13 protein-coding genes and 6 pseudogenes are annotated in these 17,003 nt (G+C 71.0%); 11 read left to right on the plus strand and 8 right to left on the minus strand.

Going from position 1 to position 17,003, the window contains the following annotated elements; all coding sequences use genetic code 11:
* The first annotated feature begins 943 nt into the window (after positions 1–943).
* Positions 944–1,366, plus strand: coding sequence for a hypothetical protein (locus UG55_RS25580; RefSeq protein WP_066074244.1), 423 nt, complete (start codon positions 944–946; stop codon positions 1,364–1,366).
* A 48-nt stretch (positions 1,367–1,414) separates the two neighbouring features.
* Here UG55_RS25580 and UG55_RS25585 read toward each other — a convergent pair.
* Together UG55_RS25585 and UG55_RS45790 are read right to left on the minus strand one after the other, a co-directional pair.
* A partial coding sequence (locus tag UG55_RS25585) for a CaiB/BaiF CoA-transferase family protein (protein ID WP_242425109.1) occupies positions 1,415–2,445 on the minus strand: 1,031 nt, incomplete at its 5' end.
* A gap of 1 nt (position 2,446) precedes the next feature.
* Positions 2,447–2,533, minus strand: a pseudogene (locus UG55_RS45790) (hypothetical protein); the annotation flags it as partial.
* Between the two features lie 311 nt (positions 2,534–2,844).
* Between UG55_RS45790 and UG55_RS25590 the strand changes: the two are divergent.
* The 6 genes and pseudogenes from UG55_RS25590 (at position 2,845) to UG55_RS25610 (ending at position 8,110) form a co-directional block, all read left to right on the plus strand.
* On the plus strand, positions 2,845–3,981 hold the full coding sequence (locus tag UG55_RS25590; protein ID WP_066074266.1) for an amidohydrolase family protein: 1,137 nt from the start codon (positions 2,845–2,847) through the stop codon (positions 3,979–3,981).
* 19 nt (positions 3,982–4,000) lie between these two features.
* A pseudogene (locus tag UG55_RS43855) lies at positions 4,001–4,483 on the plus strand (thiolase); the annotation flags it as partial.
* A gap of 1 nt (position 4,484) precedes the next feature.
* Positions 4,485–5,218 (plus strand): annotated as a pseudogene (locus UG55_RS48280) (thiolase C-terminal domain-containing protein); the annotation flags it as partial.
* Positions 5,215–5,685: a Zn-ribbon domain-containing OB-fold protein gene (locus tag UG55_RS25600; protein WP_066074250.1), complete on the plus strand. Its 471-nt coding sequence runs from the start codon at positions 5,215–5,217 to the stop codon at positions 5,683–5,685. The pseudogene UG55_RS48280 and the gene UG55_RS25600, both read left to right, overlap by 4 nt.
* On the plus strand, positions 5,682–6,818 hold the full coding sequence (locus tag UG55_RS25605) for an acyl-CoA dehydrogenase family protein (protein ID WP_066074252.1): 1,137 nt from the start codon (positions 5,682–5,684) through the stop codon (positions 6,816–6,818). The genes UG55_RS25600 and UG55_RS25605 overlap by 4 nt, the downstream gene beginning before the upstream one ends.
* 2 nt (positions 6,819–6,820) lie before the next feature.
* On the plus strand, positions 6,821–8,110 hold the full coding sequence (locus UG55_RS25610; RefSeq protein WP_083987204.1) for an acyl-CoA dehydrogenase family protein: 1,290 nt from the start codon (positions 6,821–6,823) through the stop codon (positions 8,108–8,110).
* Positions 8,111–8,155: 45 nt separating this feature from the next.
* Here UG55_RS25610 and UG55_RS25615 read toward each other — a convergent pair whose 3' ends face one another.
* Complete coding sequence (locus UG55_RS25615; RefSeq protein ID WP_066074255.1) at positions 8,156–9,142, minus strand: acyl-CoA dehydrogenase family protein; 987 nt, start codon at positions 9,140–9,142, stop codon at positions 8,156–8,158.
* A gap of 274 nt (positions 9,143–9,416) precedes the next feature.
* Between UG55_RS25615 and UG55_RS25620 the strand changes: the two genes are divergently transcribed.
* Positions 9,417–10,190, plus strand: a complete 774-nt coding sequence (locus UG55_RS25620) for an enoyl-CoA hydratase/isomerase family protein (RefSeq protein WP_066074272.1) — start codon at positions 9,417–9,419, stop codon at positions 10,188–10,190.
* 49 nt (positions 10,191–10,239) lie between these two features.
* Here UG55_RS25620 and UG55_RS25625 read toward each other — a convergent pair whose 3' ends face one another.
* The 3 genes and pseudogenes from UG55_RS25625 to UG55_RS43860 form a co-directional block, all read right to left on the minus strand.
* Positions 10,240–11,499 (minus strand): MaoC family dehydratase N-terminal domain-containing protein, encoded by a 1,260-nt coding sequence (locus UG55_RS25625; RefSeq protein WP_128423189.1) that lies wholly within the window; start codon positions 11,497–11,499, stop codon positions 10,240–10,242.
* Between the two features lie 221 nt (positions 11,500–11,720).
* Positions 11,721–12,293: type I methionyl aminopeptidase (gene map, locus UG55_RS25630; protein ID WP_242425112.1), on the minus strand; the 573-nt coding region annotated here is incomplete at its 5' end.
* A gap of 1 nt (position 12,294) precedes the next feature.
* Positions 12,295–12,484 (minus strand): annotated as a pseudogene (locus UG55_RS43860) (type I methionyl aminopeptidase); the annotation flags it as partial.
* Positions 12,485–12,542: 58 nt separating this feature from the next.
* Here UG55_RS43860 and UG55_RS25635 point away from each other — a divergent pair.
* Complete coding sequence (locus tag UG55_RS25635) at positions 12,543–12,692, plus strand: hypothetical protein (protein ID WP_242425113.1); 150 nt, start codon at positions 12,543–12,545, stop codon at positions 12,690–12,692.
* 10 nt (positions 12,693–12,702) lie between these two features.
* Here UG55_RS25635 and UG55_RS27955 read toward each other — a convergent pair.
* Both UG55_RS27955 and UG55_RS25640 read right to left on the minus strand, forming a co-directional pair.
* Positions 12,703–12,958 (minus strand): annotated as a pseudogene (locus tag UG55_RS27955) (Uma2 family endonuclease); the annotation flags it as partial.
* Positions 12,959–13,035: 77 nt separating this feature from the next.
* Positions 13,036–14,982 (minus strand): glycosyltransferase family 2 protein, encoded by a 1,947-nt coding sequence (locus UG55_RS25640; protein WP_242425114.1) that lies wholly within the window; start codon positions 14,980–14,982, stop codon positions 13,036–13,038.
* 542 nt (positions 14,983–15,524) lie between these two features.
* Here UG55_RS25640 and UG55_RS25645 point away from each other — a divergent pair.
* Positions 15,525–16,310, plus strand: a 786-nt coding sequence (locus UG55_RS25645; protein WP_242425115.1) for a glycosyl hydrolase 53 family protein, incomplete at its 3' end; no start/stop codon positions are given.
* A gap of 1 nt (position 16,311) precedes the next feature.
* Positions 16,312–16,673: pseudogene (locus tag UG55_RS43865) on the plus strand (glycosyl hydrolase 53 family protein); the annotation flags it as partial.
* Between the last annotated feature and the right edge of the window lie 330 nt (positions 16,674–17,003).

Consider the following 17,003-nt stretch of genomic DNA (forward strand, 5'->3'; position numbering starts at 1 on the left):
CGCCACAACGCCGCCACCAGGGCTTTCAGAGCCCACACAGGCCCCGCGACAGCTCTCACCCGCCCCCGCGCCGCCCGTCCGCGGGTGTGCGCCGACAGCGACTGAAGGGCTCGTTGTGTCTCCCCTGCCGGAGGGCTTGCGCCCTCTCCACCACCGGGATTGTCAACACCCCTCCCGAGGAGACACGACGAGGTCTTCAGTCACCGCATCGCCACACCCGCGCCGCCACCCGAAACGCTGACCGCCGCTGTCAGATCACCGAACGCACCCGCCCGCACCCGCCCGGTTCGTTGACTTCATGATCTGACCGGGGGTACGTCGCTGGCCGGCGGCAGTGAGATTGAGACCCTGCCCGGTTAGTGTGGGCCGGAGACCCGTCGCAGCGTCCAGAAGATCCAGTTGCCGGACGAGGTGGACGAGGCCACGTCCCACCCCTGGCTGCCCAGCGCGCCGAGCTCCGCGACTACCTCTTTGAAAGATCCGGCGGCCGTCATCTCCNGGCCACCGGGCAGGTTGATCTGGATGGAGCCTTGGTCCCAGAGCCATTCCATCGTCGCGAACTCATAGCTCTGCACGATGCCCCCGTTCGTCCCGCACGCGTGGCCAGAATAGCGCAAGCCTCACCGCGCTGCGTGTCCTGGAGAACAGGTCGTCAGGACTCGTTGCTCCATCGCGTGCGGAATCGCGTTTGTGTCCCTGGGTAGCTGTGGTTCAGTCAATTAACGGGGTGTGGTCTCACCTGGGACCAGTTTCAGGAGTCGCGCGGGTCCCGCTCCGGTCGCGCCCTACGGAATAGTTGAACCGGGGCGCGAGAAGTGGCAAGGTCGGCCGGATGGGGAAGCGACGGAAGCTGCTCACCGTGTTGCCTTTGCTGGTGTTGGCCGCGTGCGGAGGCGGCGGAGGCGGCGGAGGCAGCGCGGCGCGGCCGGCCGTGACAACTCCGGTGTCCACCGGCCTGCCCCCGGCGCACTCGGCCCCGACGCAGCCCGTTTCGCTTCCCGCGGCCGCCGCGTCGCCTGCCGAGGTGGTTTCCGCCTACGTCAGGGCGTTGAACCAGCACGACATCGACACGGCCCGGCAGTTCCATTCGGCACAGCACGCCGCGACGGTCGGCGCTGAGTTGGACAGCTGGTTCCGTAACGTGATCAGCATTACCGATCTGAATATCGGTCAGTCGATCACGAGGAACGGCGACCAGGGTTCGCTCGCGGCGGGGTACCGGCAGGTGGTCCACGTGCCCGTGAACTTCACGCTGCTGCAGGAGGTCCCCGAGTCGCTGCCGAACGGCCACGTCATCTGGGGCTACCTGTTGGCCCGTGACAGCGGTGACCAGCCCTGGCTGATCATCGACGAAGGGGCCGTCTGACAGCAGGCGCCAGCAGGCGCCTCCGGGACGTCCTTTCTGGTGTTCGTCCTATCTGGTGTTCCAGCGGGTCTGCGCCGCGGAGAGCGGGGTGCTGCCGACCGCCGGCGCGGGCCCGGCGACGCGCCCGGGGGTTCTGGAGAAGCGGGGGGCCGGCGCGGGCACGGTCGCGCCGCCGATGTCGACCAGGTTCCCCCGGGCGGCCATGTGCGGGTGCTTGCCGGCCTCGTCCCAGCCGAGTACCGGTGCGGCGCAGGCGTCCGTGCCGGTGAAGACGGCCTCCCATTCGGCGCGGGTGCGGCCGGCGAAGGCCGTGGCGATGGCGGCGCGCAGGGCGGGCCAGCGGGCGGTGTCGTGCTGCGCGTCCGCCCATTCCGGCAGGCCGAGCAGGTCGACGAACTGGGCGTAGAACTGTGGCTCGATCGCGCCGACCGAGAACCAGCCTCCGTCCGCGGTCTCGTAGACGGCGTAGTAGGGGGCGCCGGAGTCGAGGAGGTTGGTGCCGCGGGTGTCGGTCCACACGCCCTGGTCGCGCATGGCCCAGATCATGGCGGCGAGTGAGGTGGTGCCGTCGACGATGGCGCAGTCCACGACCTGGCCGCGGCCGGAGGAGCGGGCCTCGTGCAGCGCGGCGAGCACGCCCATGACCAGGTAGAGGGCGCCGCCGCCGAAGTCGCCGACGAGGTTGAGCGGAATCTGCGGCGGTCCGCCGGCGGTGCCGATGGCGCCGAGCACCCCGGTGAGGGCGATGTAGTTGATGTCGTGGCCGGCGGTGGGTGCCCACGGTCCGTCCTGGCCCCAGCCGGTCATCCGGCCGTAGACGAGGGCGGGATTGCGGGCGTGGATCTCGTCGGGGCCGAGTCCGAGGCGTTCGGCGACCCCCGGCCGGAAGCCCTCGATGAGCACGTCGGCCTGGGCGGCGAGGCTCAGCACCGCCTCGCGGGCCGACGGGTCCTTCAGGTCGGCGACGGTGCAGCGGCGGCCGCGGGCGAGCCAGTCGGGCGGTGTGCCGACCGCGGCCGGTCGTTCGACCCGCAGGACGTCGGCGCCGAGTTCGTGTAACAGCAGGGCGGCCATGGGCCNGGGGCCGATCCCGGCGAGTTCGAGCACTCGCACGCCGCGCAGCGGTCCGCCGGGCAGCGCGTCGGCTGAGGGTGGGTTGTCGGTCACCGGGTCTCCTGAGCGGTCGAGGAAGCGGGCGGGTGGTGCTTCAGAACCAGCGGCCGAACCGGGCGCCCCGCGAACCCGGGCCGTCCGCGGGTGCCCACCGCCCGGCCCGGCCCTTGCGGCCATCCCTTGATGGGGCGGGATGTCCGGCCTACAGTAACAACTAAATAAGCTAACTGATAGTTCTGATCGGATGTCCACCCTGCGTTCGGCGTCGTGATCGTCGACGCATGCCGTCGGGAGCCTTGTCGGCGCGGCACCGTGCTGGCAACATCTAACTGATTAAGCTGTATTACCTCATGGTCGGAGCGGACATGCTCAAGATGTGGACCAACTCGGGCGACTCGCACTTCATCGAGCCTGACGACGTGTGGACCGCCCGCCTGCCGAAGGCGTTGGCCGATCTCACCCCCAAGGCCGTCAAGGACCCCGACGGCGAGTGGGAGACGGTCTCGGTCGACGGTCAGACCTTCCGGCGCCGGTTGCCCAGCTCGGCCGCCGTGAAGTTCGTGGCGGACAGCCACCGGCCCCAGGGGGTGCGCGACCCCGCCGCCCGGCTTGCCGACCTGGACAGGGAGGGCGTCTGGGGAGAGGTGATCTTCCCGAGCCTGGGTATGTGGTCCGCCACCTTCCGGACCCCCGAGCTGCTCAGGGCCTGCATGCGCGCGAGCAACCAGTACGCCCTGGAGGAGCTGCTGCCCGTCTCGGCTCGCTACGTCGTGACCGGCCAGGTCTCGACGCTGCGGCCAGGGGACGCCGTCGAGGAGATCGAGTGGCTCGCCGAGAACGGCTTCCGGGCGGTCTTCCTCCCGACCACCCCCCACCCGAGCGCCGCGGACTGGAACCGCGACGACTGGGAGCCGCTGTGGGCCGCCTGCGAACAGGCGGGCCTGGTCGTGGCCTTCCACATCGGCACCGATCCCGTCGACGTCACCAGCGGCGGCCTCGGCCAGACGTACCGCGGCCCCGGCGGCGCGGTCATGAACTACGCGGAAACGACGTTCTCCGGCCAGCGGGCCGCGATGAAGCTGGTCGCGTCCGGCGCGCTCGACCGCCACCCCGACCTGAAGGTCCTCATTTCCGAGGGGGGCGCGAGCTGGATCCCGTTCCTCGGTGACCGGCTGCGCGAGGGCTACCGCCAGCACCACGTGGCCGTGCGCCCGAAGCTCTCCCGCGACCCGAAGGAGATCCTGATGACCCAGGTCTACGCCTCCTTCCAGCATGACGAGACGGCCGTTCCCACGTGCGAGGCGCTGGGCTACCGCAATGTCATGTTCGGGTCGGACTACCCGCATATGGAGGGCACGTTCGGCCACACCCAGAAGACCCTCCAGGGCCTGCTCGCCGACGCGCGTCCCGAAACCCGGCAGCGGATTACTCAGGGCACGTTCTACGAGCTTTTCCCGGACGTGCCGCCGGTGCCCGCGAGCACCGACGTCATCGACGGCTGACGGGGAGAGGCAGCAGCGCATGACCGGTTCGAACGGGTTGCGGGACGTCGCGATCGTCGGTGTGGGGGCGACGGAGTACTACCGGCGCGGTGAGTCGTGGCCGCGGACGACGACCGATATGGCAGGTGAGGCGATCCTGGCGGCGTGTGCCGATGCCGGGATCTCGGTGAAGGACATCGACGGTTTCGCCTACTACTCGGGGGCGGGTGCCGGGTATGGCGACAAGATGGATACCGCCGACTTCATGGAGACGCTCGGCATTGACGAGGTGACGTTCACCGCGTCGCTGACGTCGGGTGGTGGCGGGGCGGCGGGGTCGGTCGGGCTCGCCCGGGCGGGGATCGTGAGCGGGGACGCGACCGTCGTGGTGACGGTGATGGCGCTGCAGCAGGCCAAGCACCGGCTGGGCACGGTGTTCGCGCAGCTCGCGCCGGATCCGGTGGGTTCCTTCATACAGCCGAGCGGGTTGGCGGGCCCGGGTCATCTGATGTCGGTGCTGGCCNGTCGCCACATGCACCTGTACGGGACGACGCGGGACGCCTTCTGCGAGATCGCGCTGGTCGAGCGGGAGAACGCGCAGAACCGGCCGAAGGCCCGCTTCCGCGGCCGGCCGTTGACGCGGGAGGACTACTTCGCCGCGCGGATGATCGCGGAGCCGTTGTGTCTGTTCGACTTCTGCCAGGAGACGGACGGGGCGGTCGCGGTGGTGACGACGAGCCTGGAGCGGGCGCGTGACCTGCGGCAGGTGCCGGTTCCGGTGGTGGCGGTGGCGCATGGCGGGCGCCGTGAGTGGGGCCGCGCGTTCGCGTGGATGGGAATGCCGGACGAGTACTTCGCGTCCGCGGGGAACCAGCCGATCGCGCGGCGGCTGTACAAGCAGTCCGGGCTGACGGCGGCGGACATCGACGTCGCGTTGCTGTATGACCATTTCTCGCCGATGGTGCTGATGCAGCTGGAGGACTACGGCTTCTGCGAGCGGGGCGCGGGGAACGATTTCGTCCTCGGTGGGAACATCCGGTACTCGCCCGATCCGAAGCCGGGGCAGGTGCCGGTGAACACGCACGGTGGGCAGCTGTCCGAGGCATACATCATCGGGATGACGCACATCGTGGAGGGCGTGGAGCAGCTGCGGGGGACGGCCGTCAACCAGGTGAACGGTGCCGAGTACGCGTTGGTGACGGGGGGGCCGGCGAGCCTGCCGGTCTCCGGCCTGATTCTGGGGAGAGACGACCGATGAGCCCGCTCGCGACCGCGCTTCCGGGCGAGACGATCCGGATCGCGACGAATCCGACGACGGAGCCGTTCTGGGCCGCGGCGAAAGAGCGGCGGCTGGTGGCGCCGCGGTGCGGGCGCTGCGGGCACTTCCGGCTGCCGCCGACGCCCTACTGCCCGCAGTGCCAGTCCACCGACGTGGACTGGGTGACGCTCTCGGGGCGGGCCACGGTCTATTCGTTCGCCGTGGTGCACGGTTTCCCGGGGCTGCCGGAGATCACGGTGGTGCCGGTCGTCGTCGACCTGCCGGACGCCCCCGGTGCCCGGCTGGTCAGCAACGTGGTGGATGTCGACCCCGCCGAGGTCGCCATCGGGATGGAACTGACCGTGGACTTCCACCCCATCGCGGATGGCTGGCTGCTGCCGGTCTTCCGCCGGAGCGCACCCGCGGATCGGGTGGCACCGGGTGGCGGGACGGGAGCGATCTCATGATCGGCGGCCTGACCGAGGAGCAGGAGGAGCTGCGGGCGCTGGCCCGCGACTTCCTCGCGGACACCTCCACCACCGCCCGCGTACGCGCGCTGGTCGACAGCGGCCGGGTGCGCGACGACGAGGTGTGGCGGCAGATGGCCGAGCAGGTGGGCCTGCAGGGCATCGCGATTCCCGAGGAGTACGGCGGGGCCGGGATGGGCCCGGTCGAGCTCGGCGTCGTGGCCGGGGAGCTGGGCCGCGCGCTGTTCGTCGGGCCGTACTTCTCCAGCGTCGTGCTCGCCGGCCAGACGCTGACGACCTGCTCGGACGAGGCCGCGCGGGCGGCCTGGCTGCCGGGGATCGCCGCCGGTGAGCTGACCGCCACGCTCGCCGTCGGCGACCTCACCGGTGAGATCGACACCGCCGGGGTCACGACCACGGCGGCCGCGGCCGACGACGGCGGCTGGACGCTGACCGGCACCAAGCGGTTCGTCGTGGACGGCGACACGGCCGGGCTGCTGCTGCTCGCCGCGCGGGCGGGTGGCGAGGTCGCGCTGTTCGCCGTCGACGCCGCCGCCGTCGACGCCGCCGCCGGCGGCCCGCCGGGGCTGCGCCGCGAGCCACTGCCCAACCTGGACCTCACCCGTCCGCTGGCGACCGTCACGCTGGACGGCGTGCCCGCGACCCGGCTCGCCGGCGACGCGGCCGCGGTGCTGGCCCGGGTGGGCGACCTGGTCGCGGCGGCGCTGGCGGCCGAGCAGGCGGGCGGGGCGGCGGCGGCGCTGGAGATGGCCGTCGAGTACGCGAAGATCCGGGTGCAGTTCGGCCGGCCGATCGGTTCCTTCCAGGCCATCAAGCACCGGTGCGCCGATCTGCTGTGCGAGATCGAGGCGGCCCGGGTCGCGGCCGAGGCCGCCACCGCGATGCTCGCCGCCGGCGACCCGGAGGGTCCGCTGGCCGCCTCGCTCGCCGCGGCCTGGTGCGCCACGGCATACACGCACGCGGCCAAGGAGAACATCCAGATCCACGGCGGCATCGGGTTCACCTGGGAGCACCCCGCGCACCTGTACCTGCGGCGGGCCAAGACCGCCGAGCTGCTGTTCGGGACCCCGGCGCGGCACCGTGCCCGCGTCGCCGAGCTGGCGGGAATCTGATCATGACGATTTCGGCCGACCAACCGACCGCCGATTCCGCCGATTCCGCCAATTCCGCCGACTCCGGCCACTTCGCTGACTCCGCCGACCGGAAGATCACTGATCAGGGCGCCGCCGGCGGGCATGCCGTCGACGCGGCGACCGACGAGGAGTTTCGGGCGATCCTGCGCGCGTTCCTCGACGCGCACTCGCCGGGCCCGCGGCCGAAGGACCCCCGCGCGCGGTTGGGGTGGACCAGGGACTGGCAGGCCACCCTCTACGACCACGGCTACGCGGGCCCGTCCTTTCCGCGCGAGGTCGGGGGGATGGATCTGTCGTTCAGCCGGCAGGTGATCTACCGGGAGGAACTGGCGCGAGCCAGGGTTCCGGGGCCGCTCGGCACCGGACTCGGCATCGTGGCGCCGACCATCGTCCGGTACGGCACCGCGGAGCAGAAGCAGAAGTGGCTGCGCCCGATGCTGCGCGGTGACGAGGTCTGGTGCCAGGGCTACTCCGAACCGGAAGCCGGCTCGGACCTGCCGGCGCTGCGCACCACCGCGCGCCGGGAGGGCGGCGAGTACGTCGTGAACGGCCAGAAGGTCTGGACCTCCGCCGGGGTGCTGGCCGACGTCCTGTTCTGCCTGGTGCGCACCGGCCCGCGGGCGTCCCGGCAGAAGGGCATCACCTATCTGGTGATCGACGCGCACGCCCCCGGGGTGACGATCCGGCCGCTGCGGGACCTGGCCGGCGGGACGGTCTTCGCCGAGGTCTTCTTCGACGACGTCCGGGTGCCGGTGTCGAACCGGATCGGTGCGGAGAACGGCGGCTGGCAGCTGGTCCGTACCTCGCTGGGGCATGAGCGGGCGGCCGGCGCGATGGAACAGGCGGCGTCCTACCGGCGGGTGCTGACCGAACTGGTCGCGCTGGCCAGGGAACGCGGGCTGACCGGGGAGCCCGCGGTTCGCGCGCGGCTCGCCGACTTCGAGATCCGGGTGCGGCTGCTGCGGTACAACGCCGAGCGGACCGTCCACGGCATCCTGACCCGGGGCGAGCCCGGCCCGGGGTCGTCGGTCTCCCGACTGTTGATCACGGCGTTCGAGCAGGACCTGCACGAGTTCGCGGTGGACATGCTCGGCCCCGACGGGATCGTGACGAAGCCGTCCGAGCAGGCGGTGCAGCGGGGCCGGTGGCTGGCCGGGTTCCTGAGCACCCGCGCCTCGACGATCGGGGCCGGCACGGCGGAGATCCAGCGCAACACCATCGCCGAGCAGGTTCTCAGACTGCCCCACGATCCGGCGATGCCGCCCCGCTGAACCGGCGCGCGACCTGCCGGCCCGGCGGCCGCGCGCCGGCGGATGTCAGGAGGCCGTGAGGTGGGCCGCGACCTGCCGGTGATGGAACGGGGCGCTTCCCCACACGGCCTCGTCGGCCTTGGCCCGTCGCAGATAGAGGTGCAGGTCGTGTTCCCAGGTGAAGCCGATACCGCCGTGTAGTTGCAGGGCGGTGCCGGCGAGGGCGCTGATTCCCTCGCCGGCGTGCGCCTTGGCGACGCTCGCCCACAGCGGGCCTTCGGGCAGGTGGGCATCCAGGGTCATCGCGGCCCGGTAGGTCGCGGCCCGCACGCCCTTGAGTGTGATCAGCATTTCGGCACACTTGTGCTTCACGGCCTGGAACGAACCGATCGGGCGGCCGAACTGCTCGCGCACGCTGGCGTAGGAGACCGTCATGGCGAGCAGCCGCTCGCCGACGCCGAGGGCGTCGGCCGCGGTGAGGACCGTCATCGCCGCGTGCCACCAGGCCGGGTCAAGGTCCAGCGGGACGCCCCTGCCCTCCTCGACGGACACCGCGTACCAGCCGCGGGTGACGTCCATGGTGACCCGTCGGCGCGGGTCCGCGGGCGGCAGCAGCCGGGCGCCGGTCGGGGCGAGCACGAGCAGGTGGTCGACGGAGCCGGCCGCGTGCACCACGCCGGGTACCGCGGCGTCGGCCACGGTGGCCCGAAGCGCACCCTCCGCCAGGCCGTCGACGACGGTCCCGGGTGCTCCGCCGGCCGCGGCGGCGGCCGCGGCCAGCGCCGACTCGACGAACGGCCCGGGCGCCGCCGCGCGGCCGACCTCCTCGGCCACCAGGCACAGCTCGACCAGCCCCTGCCCGGCGCCGCCGACGTCCGCCGGCACCGCCAGCGACGGCCAGCCCAGCTCGAGGCCCCGGGCCCACAGCTTCTCGTCCAGGTCGGCACCGGCGTCCGCGACCGAGCGGACCAGGCGCGGTGGGCAGGTGGCGGCCAGCATGGCGCGTGCCGCCTCCCGGAGCATCGCCTGCTCCTCGCTGAGCTCGAAATCCATGACGCCGCCTCTCTGCCTGACGCCGGGCCGGCCCGATGCGCCCCCGCCGACTCCCGGTGGGCCCGGCTCCCGGAGCGGGAGATTGTGATCAACGAGATCCGCCGGCCTCGATATGATAACAATCAACCAGTAAAATTAGTTAGCTACTTGATGTGTCGATGTGTCGGTCGCGGGAGGCCACGACGGGTGGCGGGTCGCGAACGCCGGCCTGGTCCACGAGCGCAGCCCGGTCGCGGCCCGCAGCCCGGCCGCGGCTCGCGGCAGGGAGAGCGACATGACCTACACGACCGTTCTGTTCGACGTGGCCGACCACGTCGCGACCGTGACCCTCAACCGCCCCGACGCGCTCAACGCATTCACCCTGGAGATGGTCGAGGAGTTCGCCGACCTCTGGGGACGGGTGCGCGCCGATGACGACATCCGCGTCGTGGTGCTCCGGGCCGCCGGGGACCGCGCGTTCTGCACCGGAATCGACGTGAGCGAGGGCTGGCGGTTCCCGGCGAACATCTGGACGGAGGAGGACCCCGGCCTGGGTCTCTCGCCGCGGGCGAACCGGGTGTGGAAACCGGTCGTCGCCGCCGTCCACGGCATGGTCGCCGGCGGGGCGTTCTACTGGCTCAACGACGTGGACTTCATCGTCTCCGCCGACGACGCGACGTTCTTCGACCCGCACGTCTCCTACGGCCTGACCTCGGCGCTCGAGCCGATCGGCCTGGCCCGGCGGGTGCCTCTCGGCGAGGTGATGCGCTGGGCGCTGCTCGGCCTGGACGAGCGGATGTCGGCGCGGCGCGCCTACGAGATCGGCCTGGTCACCGAACTCGTCCCGTACGCCGGCCTGCATGCTCATGTCGATGCGCTGGCCCGGCGGATCGCGGCCAAGCCGCCCGCGGCGGTCCAGGGAACGGTGAAGGCCGTCTGGGAGACGCTCGGCATGGACCGGGCGGCCGCCCAGGCCGTCGCCTGGAACTATCCGATGCGCGGCAACCCGATCGGAACCGCCCAGGTGTCCCGCGAGAGCTTCGCGAAGCCCTCCTGGACCCTGCGCTGACCCACCGGGCCGGCCCTCGGCCCCGGTGGGGCCGGCCCTCGGCGCCGGTCTACTCGGTCGGCTCGGCCAGGCGGGCGATGTCGTAGTCGAGCATGCCCTGGAGGGTGTCGGCGGGCGGCGTCGGCAGGGCCACGGGGCGGTCGCGGGTGGGCAGCAGCACCACCGCGGTACCCGGGGTGGTGGTCTCGCCGCGCTGGTTTTCCACCCGGACGTCCAGGTGGACCTCGTGGCCGACCGCGGACTCGGCCTTGCCGGTCACCCGGCCGCGCACCCAGGAGGTGTCGCCGATGTAGTTGAACCTGCGGTGCTGGCAGGACAGTTTCCACAGCCAGGCGTCGTCGCCCATCCAGGCGGTGATCGCGTGGGTCAGCCAGGTCTCGCGCATCGCGCCGTAGTCGTAGGTCATCGGGATGCCGAGCTCCCGGGCGCGTTGCGGTTCCCAGTGCAGCCGCTGCACAGTGTCCGGGATGTTGCGGGCGTTCGGCGGGTAGAGGCCGGGAACCTTCTTCCGGATCCGGCGGGAGATGCCGTAGGCGCCGGGCGGGGTGAGCTGCATGCCCCAGCCGACGTGCCAGACGACGACGTCGGTGACGGTGAGCGGGCCCTTGACCCGCGGCTGGATCTCGTCGCCGACCTGGACGTCCTCCCAGTAGCGCGGCTCGGCGCCGCGGCGGGTCTCCGCGTCGTAGGCCGCGTCGATCTCGGCGAGCTGCTCGGCGGTGTAGGGGGAGGTGAGGTCGATGGCCGGCCTGGCCGCTCCCTCGGCGCGTTTGCGGGTGGTGTGCCGCTCGGCGTTGATCCAGGTGCCGCGCTGCACGGCGTGGATTTCGCCGGCCCCGTTGGCGAACAGGAAGTCGTGGGTGACGTGGGCGGTGCGGCCCCCGAACCGCGACGGCTTGTCCTGCACACCGACCTGGGCGCGCAGCACGCCGCAGCGGTCCCCGAGGACGAGCGGCCGGTACCACTCGAACTCCATCACGGCCTGGTAGGAGCCGAGGCCGGCGAACGGATCGCCCCTGAGCAGCTGCTTCTGCTCGGGGGTGTGCGGGCCGGCGACGCTCTCGCCCATCGTGTAGAGGAAGTTCGGCGGCGCGACCAGGGTGCCCCAGCGGGTGCCCTTGCCGTAGGCGGGGTCGCAGTAGAGCGGGTTGTCATCGCCGTACCCGTAGCAGAAGTGCCGGGTGCCGTCCGCGGTCACCTCGAAGTTGTGCGGGACGAGCGGTCGCTCGGGGATGCCGATCCGCGCCCGTGAGCGCGTGAACGCCTCGTCCGTCAGTACGCCGAACCTTCCGTCGGTCACCTCGGTCACGGCCACTCCTTCACCTCTGGCACCTCTGGCTCCCAGCAGCGCTGGCCTCCCCCGCAAACCGATAATACAGTTCAAACAGTTAACTGATGAGGGGAGTGGCGAGGATGAGGCTCGGACTGCCCTGGATCGGCACCGGCGCGTACTCCAGCAACCGCGCCCGCGCCCATCTGGCTGCACGCCCGGCTGGCTTCACGCCCGGCTCGCTTCACGGGCGCCTGGATTCACGGCCGCAGATGCTGCGGCAGGGTGAGGATCTCGACGCCGTCGTCGGTGATCGCGATCGTGTGCTCGCTGTGCGCCGTCCGGCAGCCGGTGGCGCTTCGCAGGGTCCAGCCGTCGGCATCCATGACGAGCTCGGCGGTGTCCGCCATGACCCACGGCTCCAGGGCCAGCAGCAGGCCGGGGCGCAGTTTGTAACCGCGGCCGGGCCGCCCGGAGTTGGAGACATGTGGGTCCTGGTGCATCGTCGATCCGATGCCGTGGCCGCCGAAATCGGTGTTGATCGAGTACCCGGCCTCGCTGAGGACGGAGCCGATGGCGTGCGAGATGTCGCCGATGCGAGCTCCCGGGCCGGCGGCGGCTATCCCGGCCGACAGCGCGCGTTCGGTCGCGTCGATCAGCGCGACGCTCCCCGGGGGCCGCGTGTCGCCCACGATGAAGCTGACGGCGGAGTCCGCGGCGACTCCGTTCCTGGTGACGGCCAGGTCGAGTGACAGCAGATCGCCGTCGGCGAGCCGGTAGTCGTGCGGCAGCCCGTGCAGCACGGCGTCGTTGACCCCCGTGCAGATGTAGTGNCCGAACGGCCCCCGCCCGAAGGACGGCTCGTAGTCGACGTAGCAGGACTGCGCCCCGGCCTCGGCGATCATGGCCTTGGTCCACCGGTCGATGTCCAGGAGGCTGGTGCCGACTGTGCTGCGGCTCTTCAGAGTCTGCAGAATGTCTGCGACCAGGGCGCCGGTGTCCTTTGCCTGGGCCACTTTGGCGGNGGTCAGGATCTCGATCATGCGGTGCCCTTCTAGCGTGCCAATAACTGTACCGGTCGTGTGGCCACCCCCGCCTTCCCGACCATCGCGGCGGTCGCCGACGTCCTCGGCCGCTCCCTCGACGAGGTGTGGGCCGAGATCAACCAGCCCGACGGCAGGGCCGAACCCGCCGGCTCACTCCGCGACCCGCGCGAGCGGCTGGCGTCGTGAGCCCTGCCGGCTACAGGCGGGTCAGGTCGATTCTGACCGGGAACGGCGCGACGGCGTCGACGAGGCCGGTGGAGACCTCGCCGTCGCGGTAGGTCCGGCTGGCCGGGTCGAGGACGTGGGTACATGACCGGGACCCCGGCGGGTGGCTGTTCGACCCGCCAGTAGTAGGAGATTCCGGCCTTCGCGTACTGCTCGGCCTTGACGGGCCGGTCCGTCGTCTCCGAGCCCGGTGAGACGACCTCGACAACCAGCAGGATGTGCTCGGGGCCGACTTACCCGGGCGGGCCTGAGCTTCGGAGACGGTCGACACCAGGCGCTGGTGACAGACGTGCCGGTGCCGGCGTCAGACCGCGGTGACCGCCGCCCACAGTGGCTGCGCGCAGGCGGCCGCGGTGACCGCCGTCGCCACGGCGAGCACGCCCGTCGTCAGCAGCGGCCGCCGCTGGCGGCGCAGCCGGCGCGCGAGCGGAGTTTCGTCGCCCGGTGCGAGCCGGATCTCCTGCGCGAGCACGAATGCCACCACCAGCAGGAACACCAGCGCGTCCTGGAGGGCGAACAGGAGATAGCCCGCGGCCGGGCCCGAGTCGTAGCTGAGGAGGTGGAACCAGCAGGTCACCAGGGGAAGCAGCACCAGGGCGACGTAGGGCACGACCAGGCGGAGGGAGAGCGCGCCGGCGTCGTCCCCGACCCCCTTCTTAGTGATCATGTAGGGCTTCTTGACCCGCAGCACGACCTGGACGAGAGCGGAGAGGACCACCACCCAGCGGGCGGCGTGCAGCACCATTCCGCGCCAGGTCAGGCGCATCCCGGACGGCACGTGCCAGGGCCGGCTCCACAGCCAGATCCCGGCCGCCACCGCACTCAGCGGGAGGCTGTGGCCGACGAAGTCCAGATAGTGGATCCTCGCGATCCGCGTGTTCAGGCACAGCGCGGCCAGCGGCAGGGCGAACAGGGCCAGCATCGAAAGACACCAGAGGGTGTACCAGGTCTGCGCGAAGAGGAACTGGACCGCCTGCCGCGGCCGGTAGCGCCGCAACAGCCGCGGGGTGTGGCGCAGCAGCACCTCGATCATCGAGTACGCCCAGGCGAACTGCTGGGAAAGGTAGGTCTCGAAGGTCTCGGGCCCGTCGCCCACCGCGATCACATCGGGAACGAAGACACCCTGGTAACCACGCGCGGCGAGGCAGACCGTGTCGAGATGGTCCTCCGCCCTGGTCGGCTGGAAGCCACCGATCTCCTGAATCGCCGCGGTGTCGTAGGTGCAGTGGCTGCCGATGATGAAGGGGGTCCGGGAGAACCCGTAGAAGCCCATCTGGAGCGGGCCCTGCAGCCCCAGCTCCTGCTCGGCGGCGCCGCGGGCCGTCCAGTGCTCGAAGTTGCCGTACACGCTCGGCGCCTGGACCCACTTCACCTTCGGATCGGCGAAGTAGCCGAGCACCCGGTCCAGGTAGTCGGGATTCGGGATGTGGTCGATGTCGAGCTGGGTGAAGTGCGTGTACCGGTGCCCGTGGGCGTCGAGCCAGCTGTTGACGTTCCCGGCTTTCGTCCTGCGCTGGAAGGGCGGGAACCTGCGGTTCCAGGCCGCCACGCCGGACGTGCCCCAGCGGGCCTCGTCGTGCCGGGAGAAGTACCTGACGCCCACCGACCGGGCCAGCTCCTCGATCTCCGGGGAGGAGACCTTGTCGACGAGGATCCAGCTGTCATGCGGGTAGCTGATGCGGCTCATCGAGACCAGCTGGCGGCGCACGATCTCCAGCGACTCGGAGCCGGGCACCGTCAGGCTGATCACCGCCACCCGGCCGATCGGGGCCGCCCGCTCGGCCCGCCGCACCGGGATGGGAACCGGCCGCCGCATGTTCTTCACGAAGACCAGGTACATCGAGGCGAGAAACGTGCCGACGTAGCAGAAGGAAAACGACATCAACACGAACAGCGGTAGTGAGCCGATGTTGCCGGGCCGCAGCCACCACTGCCAGAAGAAGATGACGGCCGCCAGCCAGGCGGTCACGATCAGCAGGTACTGCCGCCGTTGCCGCCGGCTCATCGCGGCGACCGCCCGGACCCTGACCGCGGGCTGGCCTGCCGGGGCACCCGGGCGGCCGCCCGGGGCGGGGGAGCGGTACTCCGGGGCAGGGGAGCGGTATTCCGCGGGAGCGAGGCGGTACTGCGGGGGAGCGGAGCGGTACTGCAGGGGAACGGTCAGCTGCCCGACCCGGTCGCCGGCCGGCAGCGGTGGTGGACTGCCCGCCGGCAGCGGGGTCGGGGCGCCGTCACGTAGCGAGCTGGGCACCTGAAATCTCCCCCCAACGGGCCGCGGAGCGCGCGTTCGAAGGCGCGGCGAAAACGGAGCAGCGGCTGATCTCGTTCAGCGGAACGCGGGCACGCTGGCGACCGGCCGGGCGCTGTCACCTACCGGGGTGACAGCGCGCTCCTCCTTCGGAGGAGTTCTTCAGCGCGCGGTGGCCCGGCCCTGGAGGTGAATGACGCAGGGCACATCGCCGGTGGCCCGCATGAATGGCGAGCGGCTGACCGGTAAATGACCTGTCATTGCCCTTCCTGGCCCCCTCCGGGATTCCGATCGAGAGTTGACCTCTTGATCGGCGTAGCTCGGACGGTCGTCACGCTAGGCCATAACGGGCAACTTGGCAAAATCTGCGCGTAGAGCGACCGGGCTGTGCCCGCACGTCGCCGGCCGATCGCTGGTCCGGGAATTCCCGCGGACAAGACGGAGATGCCGAGAGAGCCGAGCGGGTCGGCGGAACGGGTATCTTGCGGGTTCGCGGTGCGCTCGTCCCCGGGAGGACGCGCGCGGCCGACACGGGAGGGCGGATCGTGCGAAGGAGCCGTGCCGCCCGCCCGGCGATCCTGCTGCTGGCGGTCGCGGTGCTGGTCATCCTCCTGCTTGCCGAAGTGGCCTCGCGTGGCGAACCGGCCGGCGACGTTCTCGGCGTCCGCGGTGCGGACATCTCCTTCACGCCGCAGGAGGAGGCCGCCGGAACGGTCCTGCGGGACGGTGGTCAGGATCTCCCGATCGAACGGATTCTCGCCGCCCACGGCGGCAACTACGCCCGACTGCGGGTCTGGGTCGACCCGCCCGACGGATACAGCGACGAACAGGCGGCGCTGGCGCTCGCCCGCCGGGCGAAGAACGCCGGGCTGCGGATTCTGCTGGCACCGCACTACTCGGATTTCTGGGCCGATCCGCACGCGCAGGAGCCACCGGCCGCCTGGCATGGTGCCGATCTCGCCACCATGCGGGAGAGAATCAGGGAGTACACCCGCGGGCTCGTCGCGAGATTCGCCGCCCAGGGCACGCCGGTCGATCTGATCCAGATCGGCAACGAGATCACCAACGGCATTCTCTGGCCGCTCGGCTCCGTCCGGGAGGGGACCCCGGCGGAATGGGCCCGGCTCGCCGGGCTGGTGAACAGCGCCATCGCCGGCGCCCGTGAAAGCGCCCCGAGCCGCGATCTGCCGGTGATCCTCCACGTCGACAGCGGAGGGGACACCGGCCGTTCGCGCTACTTCTTCGACAGCCTGATCCAGGCCGGAGTCACGTCCTTCGACATCATCGGCCTGAGCTACTACCCGTACTGGAACGGCTCGCTGGCAGACCTGNGGGCGAATCTCACGATGCTGGCGAACCGGTACGGCCGGGATCTCCTGGTCCTGGAGACCGCCTATCCGCACACCCTGGACAACGCGAAACCGAGTGACTGGATCAGCTCACCCGAGCAGCTGCCGGACGCGGCTTCGCTGCCCGCGACACCCGCCGGGCAGGCGAAGTACTTCGAACAGCTGCGCGGGATCCTGCGCGAGGTGCCCGGCCGGCACGGCCTCGGGTTCTTCGTGTGGGAACCGGGCTGGCTCACCGTCGGCCCGAAACCGGGCGAGCCGATACCGGCCGCCAACCTGGCGATGTTCGACCCGAACGGCAACGCCCTCCCCAGCCTCGATGCCTTCGCGGCCGGGGACCACTGAAGGTCCGTCCGTTCGCCTGGGCGGCTTCTCGTGGATCACTGAGGCGGATGAAGATCGCGATTCCCGTTAGCGGGTGCGGGCGGGTGCGTTCGGTGATCTGACAGCGGCGGTCAGCGTTTCGGGTGGCGGCGCGGGTGTGGCGATGCGGNGACTGAAGACCTGTGTGCCACGAACAGATGAGAGGTGTCTGATGTAGATCAAAGGCTCCTGGAGTCTGGTGCTGTGCGAGAGATGAGGGTAGGCCCCTCGGAGTCGCCCTGCGGAGGGAGATTTCAAACCACCACCTGCTGCGTTGGCTGAAGACCGTCGTGGTGAGCGAGGTGGAGAAGG

This window comes from Frankia sp. EI5c, assembly GCF_001636565.1.
Classification (GTDB): Bacteria; Actinomycetota; Actinomycetes; order Frankiales; family Frankiaceae; genus Parafrankia.

Excerpts from the sequence above, each read along its gene's own strand:
- UG55_RS25590 (WP_066074266.1), top strand. The coding sequence starts at position 2,845 with ATGCTCAAGATGTGGACCAACTCGGGCGACTCGCACTTCATCGAGCCT.
- UG55_RS25600 (WP_066074250.1), top strand. The coding sequence starts at position 5,215 with ATGAGCCCGCTCGCGACCGCGCTTCCGGGCGAGACGATCCGGATCGCG.
- UG55_RS25605 (WP_066074252.1), top strand. The coding sequence starts at position 5,682 with ATGATCGGCGGCCTGACCGAGGAGCAGGAGGAGCTGCGGGCGCTGGCC.
- UG55_RS25610 (WP_083987204.1), top strand. The coding sequence starts at position 6,821 with ATGACGATTTCGGCCGACCAACCGACCGCCGATTCCGCCGATTCCGCC.
- UG55_RS25615 (WP_066074255.1), bottom strand. The coding sequence starts at position 9,142 with ATGGATTTCGAGCTCAGCGAGGAGCAGGCGATGCTCCGGGAGGCGGCA.
- UG55_RS25620 (WP_066074272.1), top strand. The coding sequence starts at position 9,417 with ATGACCTACACGACCGTTCTGTTCGACGTGGCCGACCACGTCGCGACC.